Annotated in this window: 15 protein-coding genes and 1 pseudogene; 1 reads left to right on the top strand and 15 read right to left on the bottom strand. The window is 65.6% G+C overall.

Going from position 1 to position 18,772, the window contains the following annotated elements; translation table 11 throughout:
- Positions 1–8 precede the first annotated feature (8 nt).
- The 12 genes from tssK to A3CW_RS0134410 form a co-directional block, all read right to left on the bottom strand.
- Positions 9–1,343: a type VI secretion system baseplate subunit TssK gene (gene tssK / locus A3CW_RS0134465; protein ID WP_028207612.1), complete on the bottom strand. Its 1,335-nt coding sequence runs from the start codon at positions 1,341–1,343 to the stop codon at positions 9–11.
- An 8-nt stretch (positions 1,344–1,351) separates the two neighbouring features.
- Positions 1,352–2,713, bottom strand: coding sequence for a type VI secretion system-associated FHA domain protein TagH (tagH, locus tag A3CW_RS0134460; RefSeq protein WP_081771940.1), 1,362 nt, complete (start codon positions 2,711–2,713; stop codon positions 1,352–1,354).
- Entirely contained in the window at positions 2,710–4,695 is a 1,986-nt protein-coding gene (locus tag A3CW_RS0134455) for a type VI secretion system Vgr family protein (protein ID WP_028207610.1), read from the bottom strand. The genes tagH and A3CW_RS0134455 overlap by 4 nt, the downstream gene beginning before the upstream one ends.
- Complete coding sequence (tssH, locus tag A3CW_RS0134450; RefSeq protein WP_028207609.1) at positions 4,682–7,285, bottom strand: type VI secretion system ATPase TssH; 2,604 nt, start codon at positions 7,283–7,285, stop codon at positions 4,682–4,684. Before tssH ends, A3CW_RS0134455 begins: the two co-directional genes overlap by 14 nt.
- A gap of 4 nt (positions 7,286–7,289) precedes the next feature.
- On the bottom strand, positions 7,290–8,306 hold the full coding sequence (gene tssG / locus A3CW_RS0134445; protein WP_028207608.1) for a type VI secretion system baseplate subunit TssG: 1,017 nt from the start codon (positions 8,304–8,306) through the stop codon (positions 7,290–7,292).
- The gene (tssF, locus tag A3CW_RS0134440) at positions 8,291–10,144 is read right to left on the bottom strand and encodes a type VI secretion system baseplate subunit TssF (RefSeq protein WP_028207607.1); all 1,854 of its coding nucleotides are present in this window, start codon (positions 10,142–10,144) and stop codon (positions 8,291–8,293) included. The genes tssG and tssF overlap by 16 nt, the downstream gene beginning before the upstream one ends.
- A complete protein-coding gene (gene tssE, locus A3CW_RS0134435; protein WP_028207606.1) occupies positions 10,141–10,650 on the bottom strand; it encodes a type VI secretion system baseplate subunit TssE in 510 nt (169 codons plus the stop codon). Before tssE ends, tssF begins: the two co-directional genes overlap by 4 nt.
- Positions 10,651–10,657: 7 nt before the next feature.
- On the bottom strand, positions 10,658–11,149 hold the full coding sequence (locus A3CW_RS0134430) for an Hcp family type VI secretion system effector (RefSeq protein WP_028207605.1): 492 nt from the start codon (positions 11,147–11,149) through the stop codon (positions 10,658–10,660).
- Positions 11,150–11,199: 50 nt separating this feature from the next.
- On the bottom strand, positions 11,200–12,714 hold the full coding sequence (gene tssC / locus A3CW_RS0134425; RefSeq protein ID WP_028207604.1) for a type VI secretion system contractile sheath large subunit: 1,515 nt from the start codon (positions 12,712–12,714) through the stop codon (positions 11,200–11,202).
- 10 nt (positions 12,715–12,724) lie between these two features.
- Positions 12,725–13,240, bottom strand: a complete 516-nt coding sequence (tssB, locus tag A3CW_RS0134420; protein ID WP_028207603.1) for a type VI secretion system contractile sheath small subunit — start codon at positions 13,238–13,240, stop codon at positions 12,725–12,727.
- A 43-nt stretch (positions 13,241–13,283) separates the two neighbouring features.
- Entirely contained in the window at positions 13,284–14,339 is a 1,056-nt protein-coding gene (gene tssA, locus A3CW_RS0134415) for a type VI secretion system protein TssA (protein WP_028207602.1), read from the bottom strand.
- 82 nt (positions 14,340–14,421) lie between these two features.
- Positions 14,422–14,925 carry a DUF3455 domain-containing protein gene (locus tag A3CW_RS0134410; RefSeq protein WP_028207601.1) on the bottom strand — a complete coding sequence of 168 codons (504 nt, stop codon included), beginning with the start codon at positions 14,923–14,925 and terminating at the stop codon, positions 14,422–14,424.
- A gap of 169 nt (positions 14,926–15,094) precedes the next feature.
- On the opposite strand from A3CW_RS0134410, the gene A3CW_RS0134405 reads away from it, so the two are divergent.
- Complete coding sequence (locus A3CW_RS0134405) at positions 15,095–15,793, top strand: hypothetical protein (RefSeq protein WP_035514825.1); 699 nt, start codon at positions 15,095–15,097, stop codon at positions 15,791–15,793.
- 284 nt (positions 15,794–16,077) lie between these two features.
- Here A3CW_RS0134405 and A3CW_RS48515 read toward each other — a convergent pair whose 3' ends face one another.
- From A3CW_RS48515 to A3CW_RS48510, 3 genes and pseudogenes are all read right to left on the bottom strand, one after another.
- Positions 16,078–17,088: a lysylphosphatidylglycerol synthase domain-containing protein gene (locus A3CW_RS48515; RefSeq protein ID WP_035514823.1), complete on the bottom strand. Its 1,011-nt coding sequence runs from the start codon at positions 17,086–17,088 to the stop codon at positions 16,078–16,080.
- Positions 17,089–17,147: 59 nt separating this feature from the next.
- A complete protein-coding gene (hpnI, locus tag A3CW_RS0134395; RefSeq protein WP_081771939.1) occupies positions 17,148–18,413 on the bottom strand; it encodes a bacteriohopanetetrol glucosamine biosynthesis glycosyltransferase HpnI in 1,266 nt (421 codons plus the stop codon).
- A pseudogene (locus A3CW_RS48510) lies at positions 18,413–18,772 on the bottom strand (hopanoid biosynthesis associated radical SAM protein HpnJ); the annotation flags it as partial. The gene hpnI and the pseudogene A3CW_RS48510, both read right to left, overlap by 1 nt.

Here is an 18,772-nt window from a genome sequence, read left to right as displayed (position 1 = left end):
GCGAGACTTCAATGACGGATGGCCCAGAGTTCCATCGCGAGCCCGGGGAACTCGCCCGCCACGTGCAGCGCCATGCCCGCGGAAGCCGCGAGCGTTGCCCACGCTTCGTTCTGGTCGTCGAGTTCGAAATAGCTGTAGCCCGCATGGAACGGCAACTGGCGCGGCGCGACCGCCAGCGCGCGCAACGCGATGCCTGGCAGTTGCAGGTTCACGAGATCGCGGATCTTCTCGATGCTGCCGATCTTCACCTGGCTTGCGAACGCGGAGAGCAGCGTGCCGGCCGGCACCTGCGCCCGCACCGCGAGCACGAAGGTCGCGCCGGCAAAGAGCGTGCGGTCCGCGACCCGCGCCACCCGCAATCCATACTTGCGTTCTTCGAGCGCAATCGCCACGACCTGCGAATCGGCGACGCGCGACAGCGCGAGCCGCAGCGCATCGATCACGGGTTCGAACGTCTCCTTGAGCCGGTCGTGCCGGTAAGCCGCGAACGTGGGCGGCCGCCGCCCCGCCTGGCTGAACGTGGCAAGCTCGCCCGCCAGCGCGATGCACGACTGATAGAACGCTTCGGGGTGCAAACCATCCATGGCATTGAAGTGGGTAACGAGCGGCTGTGCGCGATTGACGATCTGCAGCAGCAGGAAATCGGCGATTTCGGCCATGCCCGCGCCGTCGGGTTGGGCGAGACGCCCGGCGAGCGCTTCGCCGCGCTGCTGAAGCAGCCCGCCCAGTTCGGTCGAGAAGCGCGCGAGGCGCCCCGCCACGCGATAGTCGAGGCACGGCGCGCAGTAGTCGTCGTCGAGCACGACGCGGCCGTCGCTACGGCGCTCGACCACGTGCGCCACGCCCGCGCACGCATGCGCATTGGCAACGTCGGGCGCGAGTGCGAGGCGCAGGCGCAGCTTGCCGATCTGCAGCAACGTGCTGGGCGCGTCGGCGTCGTTGCTGTCGTGCACTTCGAAGTCTCCCGCGCCGTACCGCGCGAGATCGTCGGCGTGCCCGTCGCCGCCCGACTCGGGCGCGCCGGCGCGGCGCACCGGCAGCGCAAGCATCACCGTCACGTTCGCGGCGTTTTCGGGGACGTCGAGCGGTTCGGGCAGATCGTCGTCCGCGGGCAGGTTGAACGGCGTGCCGTCGGGCAGCACACCCGCCGCTGCGCGCAACGCCAGTTTGCCGAGCTTGAGCAGCGCCTCGTCGATCTCCAGCGTCGTAAAGCCCCAGCCATAGGCGCGCAGGCCGTTCACGCGGCCCGCGAGCAGCGCCTCGACGTGCCGGTCGTGCTGCTGGAGATGGTGCGGCTGAAGGAACATGCCCTCCGACCAGATGACTTTGTTGTTCCAGTACATGCTATGACTCAATCCTTCGGAAATTGCAGCGCGTCGAGCTGCGCCTGATAGGCGCGGCCGAACGGTTCGCCAAAGCGCTGCTGGAAATCGTCGCCCGCGTCGCGCGACACTTGCTCCCACGTCTTCACGAAGCGCTGCCACAGGCGCGCCCGGCGATTGCCGACGAGCGCTTCGAGCCGGGCGGGCGCGTCGAGCGAGCGCTCGATCGCGGCGGGATCGATGCGCGCCATGGCGTCGTCGAACGCGGCGCGCATACCCGCGACGAGTGCGAGTTCGTGTGCCTGGATATCGCGATAGGCGGCGCGCAAGGCTTCGTCCGGCGCGAGATAGCCCCGCCCGCGCGCGCCCAGCATTTGCGTCAGGGCGCGGTCTGCGTCGGGGAAGAATTTGAGCGGGTTGTTGTCGCGCGCCTCGATCATCGTCATCGCCATGCGGGCCTCGCGCCGCGCCATCGCGCGCGAGCGCAACACGCTCATCGTGCCCTGCGTGGCTTCGCGCAGCAGCGCACCGGCCAGGCGCGCGACTTCCGGCGCGCTCAGGTGGGCGACCTCGGCGGGCGCGATGCCGAGACCCTCCAGCAGTGCGTCCAGCACTGCCGAATCGTCCACGCGCGGGGCGGCTGGGCGGGCCTCCGGCGTCGCGGCGAGCGAGTCCTCGGACCGGTGCGGCGGTAGCGCAGCCAGTGCTTTTTCCGGCGATACGTGCTCGAAACTGCGTGACGGCGCGGCAGGTTCGCGCTCCACCCGCGCGGGGGCATCGCGCAACGGGTCGGCGGAGCCCAGCACGTCCAGTAGCGCCTCGTTCGATTCGCCGCCGAAATGACCCGATTCGCGCAGCAGCGGGGTCGCAGCGAGCGGGTCGGGCGTGAACGGCGCGTCGTCGCGCAGAGGCTGCGGCGTGCCGGAAGCGCGCGGCGCGTCCCAGTCGTCGGGGATGAGCGGCGCGCCCGGCGGCGCCTCGAATTCCGGCGTCCCCGGCAGGCTCGCCGCGGGTGGCTGCATGGGCGGCGTGGGTTGCGTCATGAGCGTTTGATCGACTGGCGCCCAGCTTGCCTCGCCTTTTTCGAGCGAAACTGCAAGCGTATAAGCGCCAATGCGGATCTGGTCGCCATCGGACAGCACCGCCTCGTGCGCGCCGTTCAGCGCCTCGCCGTTCAGCAGTGTCGGATTGCTGCCGGTATCGACCAGTACGTAAGTGGCCCCACGGCGTTCGATGCTCGCCTGCATGCGCGAAATACCGCGTTGCGCGTCGCCCAGCACCACCGTACTGTCCGGCGCGCGGCCAATGGTTGCGCGATCATCGATCTCCATCGTGCGTGGCGCGGCGTGCTCGCCGGCTTCGCCGCCCTCAACAGTCAGCGTCAATCTCACGGGGCCTCCTGATTGCGAATCTTGCTCGTGCCGTCGTCGGCGTCGCGCGGCGGCCTGGGCGGCGCGGGCGGCAACGAAAGCGGCACCGGTGGCACGCCCGGGCCGAGCGGAATCGGGAAGCTCGACATCTCGATCGTCTCCGGACCGATGAGGATGTACGCCGCCCCTGCACGCAGCGCGATGGTTGCGCCAGCCTCGATCTCCACGGCCGCGCCCGCCTTGATGTGCACGGCCGCGCCGGCGTCGAGCGAATACGCCTCGCCTACGAACTGCTCGTGCGTCGTCATGCTCGCTGCCGAGACGCTGCCAAGCACGCGCGACGTACTGCTGCCCAGCACCGAATCGTTGCGCGCGCCGCGCGTCTCGCGAAACTCGCCGCCGCCGATGCGCAGATGCCGCTCGCCGGTGACGTTCATCAGCGCGTCGTGCTTGATCCATGTTTCGTGATCGCGCTCGGCGTGAAAGAACATCTGCTCGCCGCCCTTGCGGTCGTCGAAGCGGACTTCGTTGTAGCCGTTGCCGCCCTTCGTCGACTGGCTCTTGAGCGTGGACACCGCGCTTTGCGCGGGCAGGTCGTACGGCGGCATGTTGGTCGAGTTGTAGACCGCGCCGACGATCACAGGCCGGTCGGGATCGCCTTCGATGAAATCCACCAGCACCTCCTGGCCGACGCGCGGCAGGCACATCGCCCCCCAGCGCCGGTTCGCCCAGCCCTGCGCCACGCGCACCCAGCAGCGGTCGAGCCGATCTCCGCCGCCTGTTTGCGAAAGCTGCTCCCAGTGGAACTGCACTTTCACGCGCCCGTACTGGTCCGTGAGAATTTCCTCGCCCGGCGGCCCGATCACGACCGCCGTCTGCGGGCCCGCCGCGCGGGGAACGGGCGTGATGCGCGGTGAACGAAACGTGTTGTCGCTGCGAATCGCCCTGAAGTGGCAGTCGAATAGAGGCTGCGTGGGGTCGTTCGTGGATACATAGGCATCCGATACGATTTCGGCCTGGTTCTCGATCACCAGATACTGGCGGTTCTGCGCGCCGCCCGGATGATCGCGCAGTCCGAACAGGCCGCCCGCCGCGATGCCACGCGCGGTGGTGCGCCCTTCCATCGCGTCGTTCTGCGTTTGATGGATCTCCACGTTGACGCGCGCGAGCCGCTCGCCGTCGCCCGCTTTCAGATGTCCGCTCAGATGCTCCTGCATCAGATAGCGTGGCGGGTCGTAGGGTGCACTGCGGGTCGCGCGCGAAACGAGCCCTTCGCTGTTGCTCACCGAGGCCTTTTCGAAGTCGTAGTCGTTGACTTCGTAGCGCCCCGTTTCGAGCGTCGCGCCCGCGTGCCAGCGGTAGACGCATTCTTCGTCGGGCTCAGGCGTGTCCCAACCCTGAAACGGCACCGACTCATAGTGCGCGATGGGCCGATGCTCCGCGCCGGAATCGGCCAGCACGAGCGTATGCTTGCCGCCTGCGTGCTCGAAGAAGTAATGCATGCCTTCGCGCTCCATGAGGCGGCTCACGAAGTCGAAATCCGTCTCGCGGTACTGCACGCAATGGTCGAGCGCCGGATAGCTCGCCGTGCATGCATTGCGAAAGTCGATGTCGTACGCCTCCAGCACCTGCGCGGCGATTTGCGGCGCCGTGCGCTGATGGAAGAAGCGCCGGTGCGAGGCGCGCGTGAGCAGCCACAGGCGCGGATGCACGACCGCCTCGTAGCGCGTCATGCGGTTTTTCGTGGTGTCGCCGGGCGCGAGCAGACGCAGCGTCGTAACGATGCCGTTGAACTCGCGCGACCCGCCGGCCGGATAATCGAGCGTCACAGACAGGTTCTGCCCGAGCACCGCGCCCGGATCGATATCGTTGTGCAGGCTCAGGAAGGCGATCTCGAAGCGGCTCAGGCGTCCCAGCGCCTCGCTCGCCGACATGCGCAGGAACACCGCGTCGTCGCCGAGCGCCGCACAGGTCATGCGCACATGGCGTTCAGTCGAAGGCATAAGTGATCTCCTCGCCGTCGACGCTCACGTGCACACGCGCAAGCGTTTTACCGTCCATCACGCGCGCAAGAAACTCCGTGCTGATGCGCGGCAGCACGCTGTTGGTGAGAATGGCGTCGATCATGCGGCCGCCACTATCCATGCGCGTGCAACGCTGGGCGATTTGCGTCACCACGCTCTCGTCATACGTGAACGGCACACCGTGCGTAAGCGCCACACGCTCGGCCACGCGGCCGAGTTGCAGCCGGATGATGGCGCACAACATGTCGCTGGAAAGCGGGTAATACGGAATGGTCACCATGCGCCCGAGCAACGCGGGCGGGAATGTCTCCAGCAACTGCGCGTGCAGTTCGCGTTCGATCACCTCCATCGGTGGGCTCGTGCGCGGATCGCGGCACAACTGCGCAATGCATTCGGTGCCCGCGTTGGTCGTGAGCAGAATGAGCGTATTGCGAAAGTCGATGGAACGGCCTTCACTGTCGTCCATGCGGCCTTTGTCGAAGACCTGAAAGAACAGCTCGTGCACGTCGGGGTGCGCCTTTTCCACTTCGTCCAGCAGCACGACGCTGTGCGGCCGCCGGCGCACCGCTTCGGTCAGCACGCCGCCTTCGCCGAAACCCACGTAGCCCGGCGGCGCGCCCTTGAGCAGCGACACGGTGTGCGCTTCCTGATACTCGCTCATGTTGATGGTGATGAGGTTCTGTTCGCCGCCATAGAGTGCCTCGGCAAGCGCGAGCGCCGTCTCGGTCTTGCCCACGCCCGATGTGCCCGCGAGCAGAAACACGCCGACAGGCTTGTCCGGATCGTCGAGGCCGGCGCGCGAAGTCTGCACGCGCCGCGCAATCATTTGCGTGGCATGCTGCTGGCCGATGATGCGGCGGTCGAGCACCTCGTTCAGGCGCAACACATTGCCGATCTCGTTCTTCAGCATGTTGAGCACGGGCACGCCGGTCCAGTCCTGCACGACCGCCGCCACCGCATGACGGTCCACGCCCGGCAGCACGAGCGGCGCGTCGCCCTGGTGCGCGGCGAGCTGCGCCTGCCGTTCGCGCAACGCGGCGAGATCGGCGTGCGGTGCGCCTTCGCGCAGTGCCTCGCGGCGCGCGAGGATGTCCTCGACCATCTCGCGCTCCACCTGCCAGCGCGCGTGCAGATCGGCAAGGCGCGCGGTTTCGGTTTGCAATGCCCCCGCCGCGGCTTCGCGACGTGCCGCCGTATCGATGCCGATAGCCGCCTCGCGCCCGATCACCTCCAGCTCCGTGTTGAGCGCATCGATACGCCGTTGCGCATCGTCGACGGCGGGGGGCGTCGCGTGCTGGCTCACCGCAACGCGTGCGCATGCGGTATCGAGCAGGCTCACCGACTTGTCCGGCAACTGGCGCGCGGGCAGATAGCGATGCGAGAGCTTCACGGCCGCCTCGATCGCCTCGTCGAGCACCTGCACGCCGTGATGCGTTTCCAGCGCGGCGGCAAGTCCCCGCATCATCGTCACGGCGCGCGCCTCCTCGGGCTCGTGGACCTGCACGACCTGAAAGCGCCGCGTGAGCGCCGGATCTTTTTCGATGTGCCTGCGGTACTCCGACCACGTCGTTGCCGCGATGGTGCGCACGCTGCCGCGCGCCAACGCAGGCTTGAGCAGATTCGCCGCGTCGCCGGTGCCCGCCGCGCCGCCCGCGCCGATCAGCGTGTGCGCCTCGTCGATGAAGAGGATGACGGGATGCGGCGCCGCCTGCACGGCTTCCAGCACCTGGCGCAAACGCGCCTCGAATTCGCCTTTTACGCCCGCACCGGCCTGCAGGAGGGCAACGTCTAGCGCGCGCAGGCTCACGTCGCGCAGCGCGGGCGGCACGTCGCCCGCCGCGATGCGCAGCGCGAAGCCCTCGACCACGGCCGTCTTGCCGACGCCCGCCTCGCCCGTGAGGATCGGATTGTTCTGCCTGCGCCGCATGAGGATGTCGACGACCTGGCGAATCTCCGCATCGCGGCCCACCACGGGATCGAGCCGGCCCTCACGCGCCTGGGCCGTGAGATCGACGGTGAAGCGTAGCAAGGCGTCGTCCGTGCGATACGCCATGTCGGGTTCCTGCGTCACGACGGCCGCTGGCGTCGACGCTTCCGGCGAACCGTCGAGCACATCGGCGAAGTTGGCGACGAGGTCATCCAGCTTCACGCGATCGAACTCGCGCGACATGCCGCGCAATGCGTTGCGCAGTACGGGCGTCTGCAACATGCCGACGAGCACATGCGCGCTGCGCACCTTCGGCGCGTCGAAGAGCAGCGACGCATAGACCCACCCGCGCTCCACGGCCTCTTCCAGTTGCGATGAAATATCGCTGACGGAGGCCGCCCCGCGCGGCAGCCGATCGAGCGCCTCGGTCAGATCGCGCGCGAGCGCGGCGGGCTCGATATGGGCGTAGCGGATCACGCGATGCAGGTCCGAATCGGGCAACTGCAGCATCTGATGCAGCCAGTGTGCAAGCTCGACATACGCATTGCCGCGCAAGCGGCAGAACGTGGTCGCGCTCTCCATCGCGCCGAAACTGAGCGTATCGAGCTTGCCGAACAGGACGGCGCGGCTGATGTCTGCCATTGAACTAGTCCTTTGCATGAGATGGGGCCAACGGACGCAGCTTGAGTTGCGCCGCGTCGGCCGTGGCCGGGCGCGCGTGCAGCCAGGTCGTGTAGCCGAGGCGCTGCCTGCGCCCCAGCGCGAGACGCGGCACCTGCGCGCGCCGCAATTGCAGGTTCACGTCCCATTCGAGTGGATCGCGCACGTACAGACGCACCCAGTCGGCGAGCCGCACGAGGCTTGCGCCGCCCGGCAGGAAGCGCTCGTAATCGCCCAGCGAAAGCGGGCCGAGCACGACGCGGAACTTGTGCTGCCGATCGAAGACTCTCGCCCCGAGCATCGTGCCGACGCCCATGCGGGCGTTTTCGTCGCGCGAACCGACGCGCGTTAGCGCAGCGTCGGGCAGCTTCATCCAGTGCCCCACGTTTTGCACGACCTCCACCGGAAAGCCGAAAAAGTGCGACAGCACGCTCCGCAAACCCGCCGCGTGGCGCGTGGGCCCCGCGAGCAGCCCCGCGAAATGCAGCTTGGCGAAATCGGGCACAGTGTCGCGATTGCGCAGCGCCGCTTCGTTGAGCCCGAACACGGTGCCCACGTATGCGGAGAACCGGTCGTCGTCGTCGCGGTCGAGGCTCACCACCGGCTGCGCCGTGGCCCACGCGCGATAGAACAGCGAGGCCATGCGGTGATGAAATACGTCGAGAAAGCGCGCGAAAGTTGGATCGCCGGCGTGACGCGCGCGATGGCGCACGTATTCGGTCAGATGCGTGGGCATCGGTCCATTCGGGCCGAGCAGCCCGAAGAAGTTCACGGCGAGCTTCGGTGCCGTGTCCTGCGTGCTGACGAAACGGCGCAGCGCCGTTGGAAAGAATATCAATTCGGGTTCCTGACCGAATCGAACTGCGTCGTCGCGCGGGCGCAGCGACGACCCCACGCGCGGCAACCCGCGATGCGTGCATTCGACCAACCGCACAGCCTGAAAGAAGTCGAAGCGGTTCGCATCGGCGGAGAGGCGCTCGAATAGCATTACAGCGTCCGGCATTGCCCGCTCCCCGGCGCCCAGCGCATGATTTCACCGCGTGTGGTCGAACTCACGCAGGTTTCGGTAAACGAATTCATCGACACGTATTGCGCGAAAAAGCGCGCAAGCACCGCGCCGAACAAAAACGCGCTCGCACCTTCAAAACCGCTCTCGTCGAGCAGCACATCGAGCGCGAGGCCGCGCCCGAACACGATCTGCCCGCGCGAAGGCAGGCGCCGCGTGACCGCCCGCGAGCCGACGGAGCGCAAGCCTTCGATCTGCCGTGCGGCCGCGCCGTCGCCTTCGGGTGCGTAGAGCGCGAGCAGGTCGCGCATGGCGCGGGCGCCGCTCCCGTTCGCATCGTCCACGAGCGATGCGTAGTTGAGCGACAGGTGGCTCAGGAGACGCCACGCCACTGCTCCTTGCGCATAGGATGGCAACGGGCGGCTCGGCCCGGCGACACAGCGCACGCTGGAAACCGGCGCTTCGAGCTCCAGCGTGAAGTCGGTTTCGCCGCGCCCGAGCGGCAGGGTCAGCGTGAGATCGCGGTTGGTGCACAGCACGCTGATACCGAGCTGATGCAGATCGCCGGGATACGGTGCTTCGTGCGTATCCACCAGCGCGATCCAGGTTTCGCTGCCCGCATACGACGAACGCGCGCCGCGCTCCTGCTCGCGGGCGGACGGCAGACGTTTTTCGCGCCGCACCTGATAAAACGCCGTGTCGCGGTCGCCTGCGCCGAGATCGCGCATGCGGTAGAACGGCTGAAACTCGACCGGCGCGCTGCCACCCGAGCGATGGCCCGTCACGCTTTGCACGCGATAGACTTCGAAGTCGCGCGGCCGCGTCCGGTCTACCACGACGTGATGCTCGAACTGCTCACCCGTCACCGCGATACGATCGGCGCGGCGCGCAAAGAGATTGATCGCAGGCGTGCAATGGAGCGCAAAATTCTCGTGGTCGATCCGTTGCTCGAGCGCGGTATCGCCCTTCGAAAGCAGGACGACAAGCTCGATTTCATGGCTTTCACAACGAGCGAAATGCGGACGCAATCCATCGATGCCGACGAACATGAAGCGCTGCGCAAAGGCGAAATACTCCTGCAGCAGCCGATAGCCCGGAAACGATTGATCGCTCACGGGCAGCAGCGCTTCTTCATCCGAGAAGCCGAGCGGGCGCAGCAACGAAGGCGGCAGCACACCACTGGGCGTCGCGATGCCGAGCGTCGAACCGACCAGAAGTTCATGGAGCTTTGCCGCCGTGCCGTCGCTGCCGCGCAGGTAGATGGGCAGATGATCGATGGCGAGGTCGTTAATCGAGCGTTCGCCGAGCGCGCGCAGCTTGAGGCGCAAGCCTGCCTTCACGCCGCGCGGCACGCCGGCCGCGACGCCGGGCAGCGCGCCGGTGTGCGTAAAAAGGCGCGCCTCCACCAGTTCGAGCGGCGACAAGGTGAGCGCGTGCGCCGTGCGAAACTCGCAGCGCGTCGCGCGCTCGCCGTCGAACCGGCCCTGCAGGGGCGTGCCGCGCGGCACGGCAACGCCGTCCGCAAGCGCGGGGTGAGTCTTGTCGGGCTGCAGTTGCACGACCGTCATTGCGGGCGTCGGCGCGAGATAGTGCGGATACACCAGTTCGGCGAGATGCTGCGTGAAGCGCGGAAACTCGGCATCGATTTTCATCTGCACGCGTGCGGCAAGAAAGCCGAAACCTTCGAGCAAGCGCTCCACATAGGGATCGGCGCAGTCGAAACCTTCGAGGCCGAGCCGCCCCGCGATCTTCGGAAACGCCTTGGCGAACTCGCCGCCCATCTCGCGAACATGCTGCAGTTCGCGGCTGTAGTACTGCAGGAAGTCGGGGTTCATCTGGGCGTCACCTCTTCGTACACGTTCGCCTTGCCGGCCTCCAGATCGAGTTCCGTGCGCAAATAAAGCCGCTCGGGCACCGGATGCGCATGGAGATCGCCCTCGACGATGAACGCCAGCGCGTTGTGCGCGATCGCCACGCCACCGGACTGAATGGCGCGCACGCGCAAGGTGCCGCGCACGATGCGCGGCTCGAACGCGCCGATTGCCTCGGCAATCAGCCGTTCGATCCGCGTGAGTTCCACATCCGACGCGCTCTTGCCCGCCAGCTCGGCGAAGCCGAAGTTCAGCACCGAGTCGGCCACGCACGGATAGCGCGCGATCTCCTGCGCCGACGCGATGCCCCGCGCATTGAGGAGCCAGCCGATGTCGCGCATGACGCTCAGGCGCTGCGCGCGCGCCGAACTGGCCCGATGCTCGCGGACTTCGCTGGTCGCCTCGGGGGCGTGGTCGGTCAGCCGCTCCAGCAGCGAGGGCTGCACGCGCTCGGCGTTTCTCGTGCGCATGGTCCGCTTACGCCGGCGCGCTGGCCGGAATGTTCCACTTGCACTCGACCACGCCGCCGAGCGCCGAGCCAGTGGTCGGATCCTGCTGCTGGTAGGTCACGTGGAATTTCTCGAAGTTGAGCGTCACCGTTTCGGTGAAGCGGTCCTCTCCGTCCGATCCGCCTGTCGCGTAGTTCGTGACGAGCACCTTTTCCAGATCGATCGTGTAGTACTCCAGCGGTTTGTTGCCGCCCGCCTTGCGCACGGTAAGTTTGCCCGTCGGGAAGTGCTTTCCGGTCACGCAGGCGGTCATGATGGCCGGCGTGGCGTGATCCGTGTACTTGGTGATCGAAAGGTCATGCACGTCGACCTTGCCGCCGCCACCGCCCGTGCCGAGGTGCATCGTGCCGGACTGATCCATGCTCCAGCTCCACGAGAGCACGTCGATTTCGTCCTTGTGAGTCGTATCCAGCGACTCGCCCGTGACCGTGCCAAGCTTCAAAAAAATATCGACTGCCATTTGGATTCCTTATTGATCGGGTTCGTGCAGAACTGAAAAACCGCGGCGACTCACGCCGCTTTGGTCGACGGCAGCCGCGAAACGAGCCGCAACGAGACGGTCAGGCCTTCGAGCTGATAATGCGGACGCAGATAGAACTTCGAGGTGTAGTAGCCCGGATTGCCCTCCACTTCCTCGACCACGACTTCCGCCGCCGCGAGCGGCCGGCGCGACTTGGTCTCTTCCGACGAGTTGGCGGGGTCGCCGTCCACGTACTGAAGAATCCAGTCCTGCAGCCAGCGCTGCATGTCATCCTTCTCCTTGAAGCTGCCGAGCTTGTCGCGCGCAATGCACTTGAGGTAGTGCGCGAAACGGCTGCAGGCGAACAGATAAGGCAGACGCGCGGCGAGGTTGGCGTTCGCCGTGGCGTCCGGGTCTTCGTATCCGATCGGCTTGTTGAGCGACTGCGCGCCGATGAAAGCCGCGATATCCGAATTCTTCTTGTGCACGAGCGGCATGAAGCCGTTCTTCGCCAGCTCGGCCTCGCGGCGGTCGCTAATCGCGATCTCCGTCGGGCACTTCATGTCGACGCCGCCGTCGTCGGTGGGAAACGCGTGGACCGGCAGATCCTCCACCACTCCGCCCGACTCGATGCCGCGAATGCGCGAGCACCATCCCCACGTCTTGAACGAGCGGTTGATGTTCACGGCCATCGCGTAGGCCGCATTGGCCCACGCGTACTTCGACGCGTCCGCGCCCGCGGTGTCTTCCTCGAAATCGAATTCCTCCACGGGGCTCGTTTTCGCGCCGTAGGGCGTGCGCGCGAGAAAGCGCGGCATGGCGAGGCCGATATAGCGCGAGTCTTCGGAATCTCGCAGCGAGCGCCATGCGGCGTGCTCGGGCGTCTGGAAGATCTTCGTGAGATCGCGTGGATTCGCGAGTTCTTGCCACGAGTCCATCAGCATGACGGCCGGGTCCGCGCCCGCGATGAACGGTGCGTGCGCGGCGGCGGAAACCTTGCCCATCTGCGTGAGGAAATCGACGTCGGGGCCGCTGTTGTCGAAGTAGTAGTCGGCTACCAGCGCGCCGTAAGGCTCACCGCCGAACTGGCCGTATTCTTCCTCGTAGAGCCGCTTGAAGAGCGGGCTCTGGTCCCACGCCACGCCCTTGTACTTGCGCAGCGACCGGTGCAGATCGGCCTTCGAAATGTTCATCACGCGCAGCTTGAGGCTCTCGTCGCTCTCGGTGTTGGTGACGAGATAGTGGAGTCCCCGCCACGCGCTTTCGAGCTGCTGGAACGGCTGTGCGTGCAGGATGACGTTGATCTGCGCGCTCAGCTTTTCGTCGATGCGCGCGATCAGCGCTTCGATGGTCGCGAGCGCGTCGTCGGACACGCGGTGCGTGTCGAGCAGCGCCTGCTCCGCGAGCGTGCGCACGGCGCTTTCCACCGCTTCGCGCGCTTTCTCCGTGCGCGGGCGGAATGCCTTCTGCAGGAGCTGTTGAAACTCGCCGGATGGGCTCGCCGCGTCGGCTTCCTGCCTTTCCGGCTGCGCGAACGCGGATGGATCGAGTTGGGTGTCTGCCATCTTGGTTCCTTTATTCGGTGTCGGGCGCGCCCTGCGGCTTCGGCGCGGCGGCGAGCGCATTCATCAGCGCGGGGTCCTCGAGCAGTCGGGCGACGAGCTTTTCCGCATCGGTCTTGCCGTCCATATAGGTCAGCAGGTTCTGCAACTGGCCGCGCGTTTCGAGCAGCCTGGCGAGCGGCTCGACGTTGCGCGCGATCGCGGCGGGCTCGAAGTCGTCCATGCTCGAGAAGGTCATGTCCACGCCGATCTTGCCCTCGCCGGTCAGCGTGTTGTCGACCTGCATCGCCACACGCGGCTTCATCGAGCGCAGCCGTTCGTCGAAGTTGTCGATGTCGACCTCCAGAAACTTGCGTTCCGCAACAGGCGGCAGCGCTTCCTGCGGCTGCCCCGAAAGATCGGACAGCACGCCCATCACGAAGGGCAAGCTGACCTTCCTTTCCGAGCCGTACACTTCCACGTCGTACTCGATCTGCACGCGCGGCGCCCGATTGCGCGCAATGAACTTCTGACTGCTCTCCTTGGCCATTTGACCGTTCTCCTGGTTGAGTTGCGTTGCAGTGCGGCTTCGATCATTCCACCGGCGTTTCGACGGCGGCCGTACCGACCACCTGGGTAAGTTGCGCGAGCCCTTCCGGCGCGAGGTCCTTCAAGAGATCGACAAAGGACTTCTCGACGAGGCCGCGCGCCCGTTCGAGCAGTAACGGCACGGGGCTGGCAGGTTCGTGTTGCGCGTACCAGGCGCAGATCCGCTGCAGCGCGGCGCCCACGTCGGCACGGCTACCGATCGTGCTGGAGGGTGCGTTACCGTTGGCGGCAGCGGGCGACTCGACACCGGTCTCGTTTGCGTGATGCATTTGCGCTTCGTCCGGGTGCACGCCCACGCCCGTTGCAAGTAGCGCCGATGCACGCTCCAGCAATGCCTTCAACGAGGCGAAATCGAGCGATTGGGTTGCCCCTACGCGTTCGGCAAGCGTCGCTTCGATCGCGCGAACGCTGTCGTACGCGGCATCGAACGCCTTCTTCGCGCTGCGCGCGGCATCAGGCGACGCGGCAATCGACGCTTCGACCGCCGCGAGGCTCATCACCGTGTGCGTTTCGGGTACGACGGCTTCGCCGTTCGCATACGACCACTCGCGCAGCGTGACCGGGGAGCGGCCTTGCAGCAGCGGGCTATCCATGAGACCGGCGAGCACACTGCCTGCCTCCGTCCACGCGGCGAGCGCGTTGATGCGGGCCGTCACGTCGTCGCCGTCGCCGTCGCTGGCGTCGAGTTGCGGGTGCACGTGCTCCCAGTGACGCTCCAGCAGCGCGGCAGTCAAGACGAGGCCGTCCGCAAGACCGGTAATGCCCTCGCGAATCCAGCGCGCTCGCGCCAGATGCATCACCACGCGAAGGTCTCGCGTGCGGGCCATCAATGCGCTGCCAAGCGCATCCGCGGCTTCCCAGTCGGGCGGCACCGCGGCCACGAGCGTGTCGCCATACTCGGCTTCCGGACGCCCGCTGACCGCTTCTTCGAGTTCGCGGAATTGCGCGTCATATTCGAGGTCGGGGCCGCAGGGTTCTGCCTGCGTGACTGGTTCGAGCCAAGCGGTCCAGTCCCGATGCGTGATGAATTCGATGGTCATGGCACGTTGAATGGTTTAACTTTGCACTCCGAATTAATTAGCGATCCGTCTTTCCGGAGAGGCCGGTCAGTGATCGGTCTTCTTACTTATAGAAGATGTAAGTCGCGATATAAGGCGAACTACCCGACTCGTGCTCGACTGTGCACGGCGCAGCCGGCTTTACACCGCCCACCGTCCTGACCCGTTGCACATAGCGCACGGGCGCGAGCATGCCCTGCGATCCGGCGGAGTGCGCCTCGAGCAGCAGTTGCGGCACGCTGGCCGGCGTATCACTGGGCTTTTGCGCGACGACTTTTCCCTCGATGCGGCTACCGTCGCGCGCTTGCCACGACGGGCCGGCCGAATGCTCGATCACCTCGGCCCCGTGCGCGTCGTAGAGCGAGGCGCGCGGCTGCTGAAAGACCCAGCTGAGCGTGTGGTCAGCACCGTACTCGCAGGCGTAGATCTGCACGCCTGCTGCGGTCGTGGTCAGTAACGGCTGGGCGTCCGGTATATCGATCGACTCCGCATGTGCAGACGGTCCGCTCATCATCGAAATCAGCCCAGCCCCAATTGCAATGTGCTTCCCGCGTGAGTGGCGATGCATGGAGAAGCTCCTTTAGCCCAACGGGTCGATCCAGTTCGATCCGCTCTTCCACAACAGCCCGGCGCGGAAAAGTATTCCATCTGTTTTTGCAGCCTGTTGCCGGGCATGGGGGGAATATCTGGAAACGTCCAACTGTTATGGCTGCACCGCAATTGAACGGAGCCAGGCCATGAAAGCCCGCATGACGATTTCCAGTCTCTCTGTGCCCCTGGAACGGATCAAGCCCATTGGCGGGCGCTCTTCCACCGGCACCGCGGGTCATCAATTCGACCTGACGTTCCGCGCCGAGGTAAAGGCGCCCATGCTCGGCAAGCTGCTGGCCGATGACATCGAATGTCCTCTATTGGAGTGGAACGAGTGCATCGAATGGTTCAGGCTCGACACCGCGACGCAGAAGTGGGACTTTGAAGGCAAAATCGTGCGGAACATGTATGCGCACAATCGGGAGTCGAATACCTTCAGGAACTGGCACAGATCGCGTTATACGATCGCAACCGATGTGACCAACCGTCCGCCCGCCGCGCTGATGGCCATGAAGCGTGAAGAAGACGCAAAGAAGTGGATTGCCCGCAATGGTTTCAGCTGGAATCTCCGCATACGGGATATTCCTCAAATGGGCATCCTTGGCGGAACGGGAGGCGGCGGAGGCCTGAGCCTCGTCACCGGGGATACGCGTCGCCGCGTCATCTATTTCGATCTGGGCTTCGAGGGCCACCGGGAACGCGCGCGGCTAGTGCAGATCCTGGAGACACAGCAGGGGCGGCTCACGATTCATCACCTGATTCGCGGCGAGATCGAGAAAAAGACCGTGGATGAACTCTCGAATCTCGAGCGTTGGCGCTTTCAGTTGCGCACGAGTCACGGCTAAAGCCCGTTTAGGCTCCGGGTTTTTCGGGCCTCCAGCATGGCCACTTCGTTGCGCGCCCGGCTCTTTCTGCCGCGTAGCTGCCCCGGTTGCTTGCGCATGAGTTTCTCCTGTCCCATAGGTCTGAGTGACCTGGCGATATGAGTCGGCCTGGACGAATTTGTATTCGCGGTGAGCGTGCTTGTTTAGCGCGCTGAAATCCCTTGCCATGTCGAGTCCTTTCGGGCGATTGCCGACAATAGCGCAATGTGAAGCGACCTGTCTTCAATCACAGGTCACTTCCGGGATTATTCCGTGCGGGTGCGCGTGGTCGTGCCCTCTGTCCGGCGTCGTGACGGCCAGCCGTATTCGGCCGCCTGCCAGGCAAGCAGCCCGGGCAAATAGAACATCAGATCGCGCACGCGTCTTGCGCCCGCGAGCGCGAGACAAGTGGGCGCGTCGAATCCCAGCAGTCCGCCGATCACGACGAACCCGCCCTCCTGCACGCCAAGGCCGGCTGGCACCAGAAACGCGATGCTGCTCAGCATCTGGATCAGGGCCTCGATCACGAACGCCTGCACGAAGGTCGCGTCCGTGCCGAGCACGCGCAGTGCGATCCAGATTTCAAGCGCGTAGCCGAGACATTGCAGCGTTTGCCAGATGAGCACATAGCGCACGACCACGCCGGTCTGCCGCCAGATCAGCTTGAGAGATAAATCGACGCGCGCGGACTTGCCCACGAGATCGACGACCTTGCCGCTCGTGACGCGGTTGAGCGTGCGTGCCGCGCGCTCGAACGGCCGCGCATGCTGCACGAGCGCGAAGAGCACGAGCAGCGGTATGAAGCCCGCGAGGCCCCATGCGATCCGCCCCACGACCCGCGCGGTATCGGATGAGGAATGTTCGAGCAGATAGCCGGCTGCGAGCAACGCAAACAGCACCTGGCTGATCAGCGTGAGCTGCATGTCGGCAATGAGGCTCGCCACCGCCGTAGCCGGCCGTACGCCCGCACGGCCAAGCAAGCGGAACGACACGAGTTCCCCACCCACGCGCGCAACGGGCAGCAAGCCGTTGATCGACTCGCGAATCCACACGAGTTTGAGCATCGTCGCGACCGACGGACGCTGCGCCGCGCGAATCAGGCTGCGCCAGTCCCATGCATTCGCGCACATCGGCAGGATATGCACGATGGCCGCCAGCACGAGGCCCATGCCCGCGCCGCGCAACAGTTGCAGCACCGCCGCGGGATGTTCGCGCCAAACGAGCCACACGGCGATCGCAAGACCGACCAGGGCGGCGATACGTCCCATGTGCTTCATCTGCGGGTGCTCTCTAGTGGATGCTCCCGTCTCATTGTGCCCCCCATCTACTGTGACGCTCAGGTCTCGTGGACTGGCGAAAGCATGCCATTCCTGTCGACGCGAAAGCGCGTGCCGCGCCAAACGACGCCAGACGAACAAAAGCTCGCGACATAGATCGCGAACTGGACCATTTCCCAAAGGGGTAAGCATAACAGTCCGCTGGACTTGTCGCCGGTCGCGCGGTCGGTCCGCCACATCAGCCACGCGCGCGCGCACAGCGCCACGGCGGCCAGTATCCACGCGGGGGCTGCGCCGCCGGACAATGCCACGGCAAGCATGGCGAGCGCGAACGGATGCATCAGCACGGCGCCCAGATGCCCCGAGCGGTCCGCCGCGCGAACCGTGCGGCTCCAGCGCAGTTCGTGCGCAAAGAGTTGGGCAAACGTATTCTCCACGCAAGCGTGCCGCACGAGAATCGGCGGAATAGAAACTTCCGCGCCGGCGCGGCGCACGGCTTCGCCGATTGCATGGTCTTCGGCGAGGTGATGCGCGAATTGCGCCAGACCGCCAATGCGTTCGAGCATTTCGCGCGTCATGGCGATGGACTGGCCGAAGCATGGCCGCGCGCGCCCGATCGCGAGCCCCGTGACGACGCCGGGCAGAAAATGATAGTTGGTCAGGGCCGACGCCACGCGAGGCCAGAATCCCGGCGCGCACAGGCCGCGATAAACCGCGGTCACGAGGCCGATGCCCGGTTGCTGCAGCGCCCCGACCACCTGGCGCAGATAGTTCTTGTCGACGAGCACGTCGCTATCGGCAAAGCACAGCACGTCATGCTCGGCCTTTTCGAGCATGTTCACGAGATTCGCGATCTTGCGGTTGGGACCGTATAGGCGTGCATCGGCGACGACCGTGATGTGCGCATCGGGATAACGCGCGCGTAGCCGCTCGATGGCGTTGAGCGCTTTGTCACGCGCATCGTGCACGCCGAACAGATACTGGACTTGTCCAGGATAGTCCTGCTCGAAAAAGCTGGCGAGGTGCTCCTCGAGGTGCCATTCGTCGCCGTGCAGCGGCTTGGCGAGCGTGATGGCCGGAAAGTGCCGAGGCGTCGCCACTTCGCGCGCGAAGAAACGGCCGACCAGCGCGCTCGCCGTGCAGGTATAGATGATGCCGAGCACGGCGCAAAGACCGCTTAGCACCGCGAGCGAATCGAAGAGCAGGTGCGAGAACCCGGGCAATTCAGCGCGCATGACTTCGATTGCCGCAGAAGCGACGGCAAGCACCGTCACGGCCATCGCAACGATGGCACCCGTTCGCCCCGTCGCATGCGCGCGGTCCATCATGCCTCGTGTGCGCGCAGGAAGCGGAAGAACTCCACGCCTTCGCGCAGACGCCGCTTCATCATGTCCCAGCTCGTGAGCATCTCGCGCACGATCTCCCAGATCTTCGACGGCCGGAAATAGAACTGCCGATAGAACTGCTCGAGGTGGTGATAGATCTCGTCGCGCGACAGATGCGCGTAGCCGATCGCCGCGAGCTGCACCCCTTCCTTGCTCACCAGGTTGATGGTCTTGTTCTCTTCCATCCAGCCGTTTTCCACGGCCTGCTTGTAGAGCGTCGTGCCCGGATAGGGCGCGGCGAGCGACACCTGAATCGTATGCGGATTGATTTCCTTCGCGTACTCGATCGTCTTTTTGAT

The organism is Paraburkholderia nodosa DSM 21604, assembly GCF_000519185.1.
GTDB lineage: Bacteria > Pseudomonadota > Gammaproteobacteria > Burkholderiales > Burkholderiaceae > Paraburkholderia > Paraburkholderia nodosa.
Note: the sequence above shows the minus strand (reverse complement) of the source record. Positions and strands in the feature narration are given on the sequence as shown.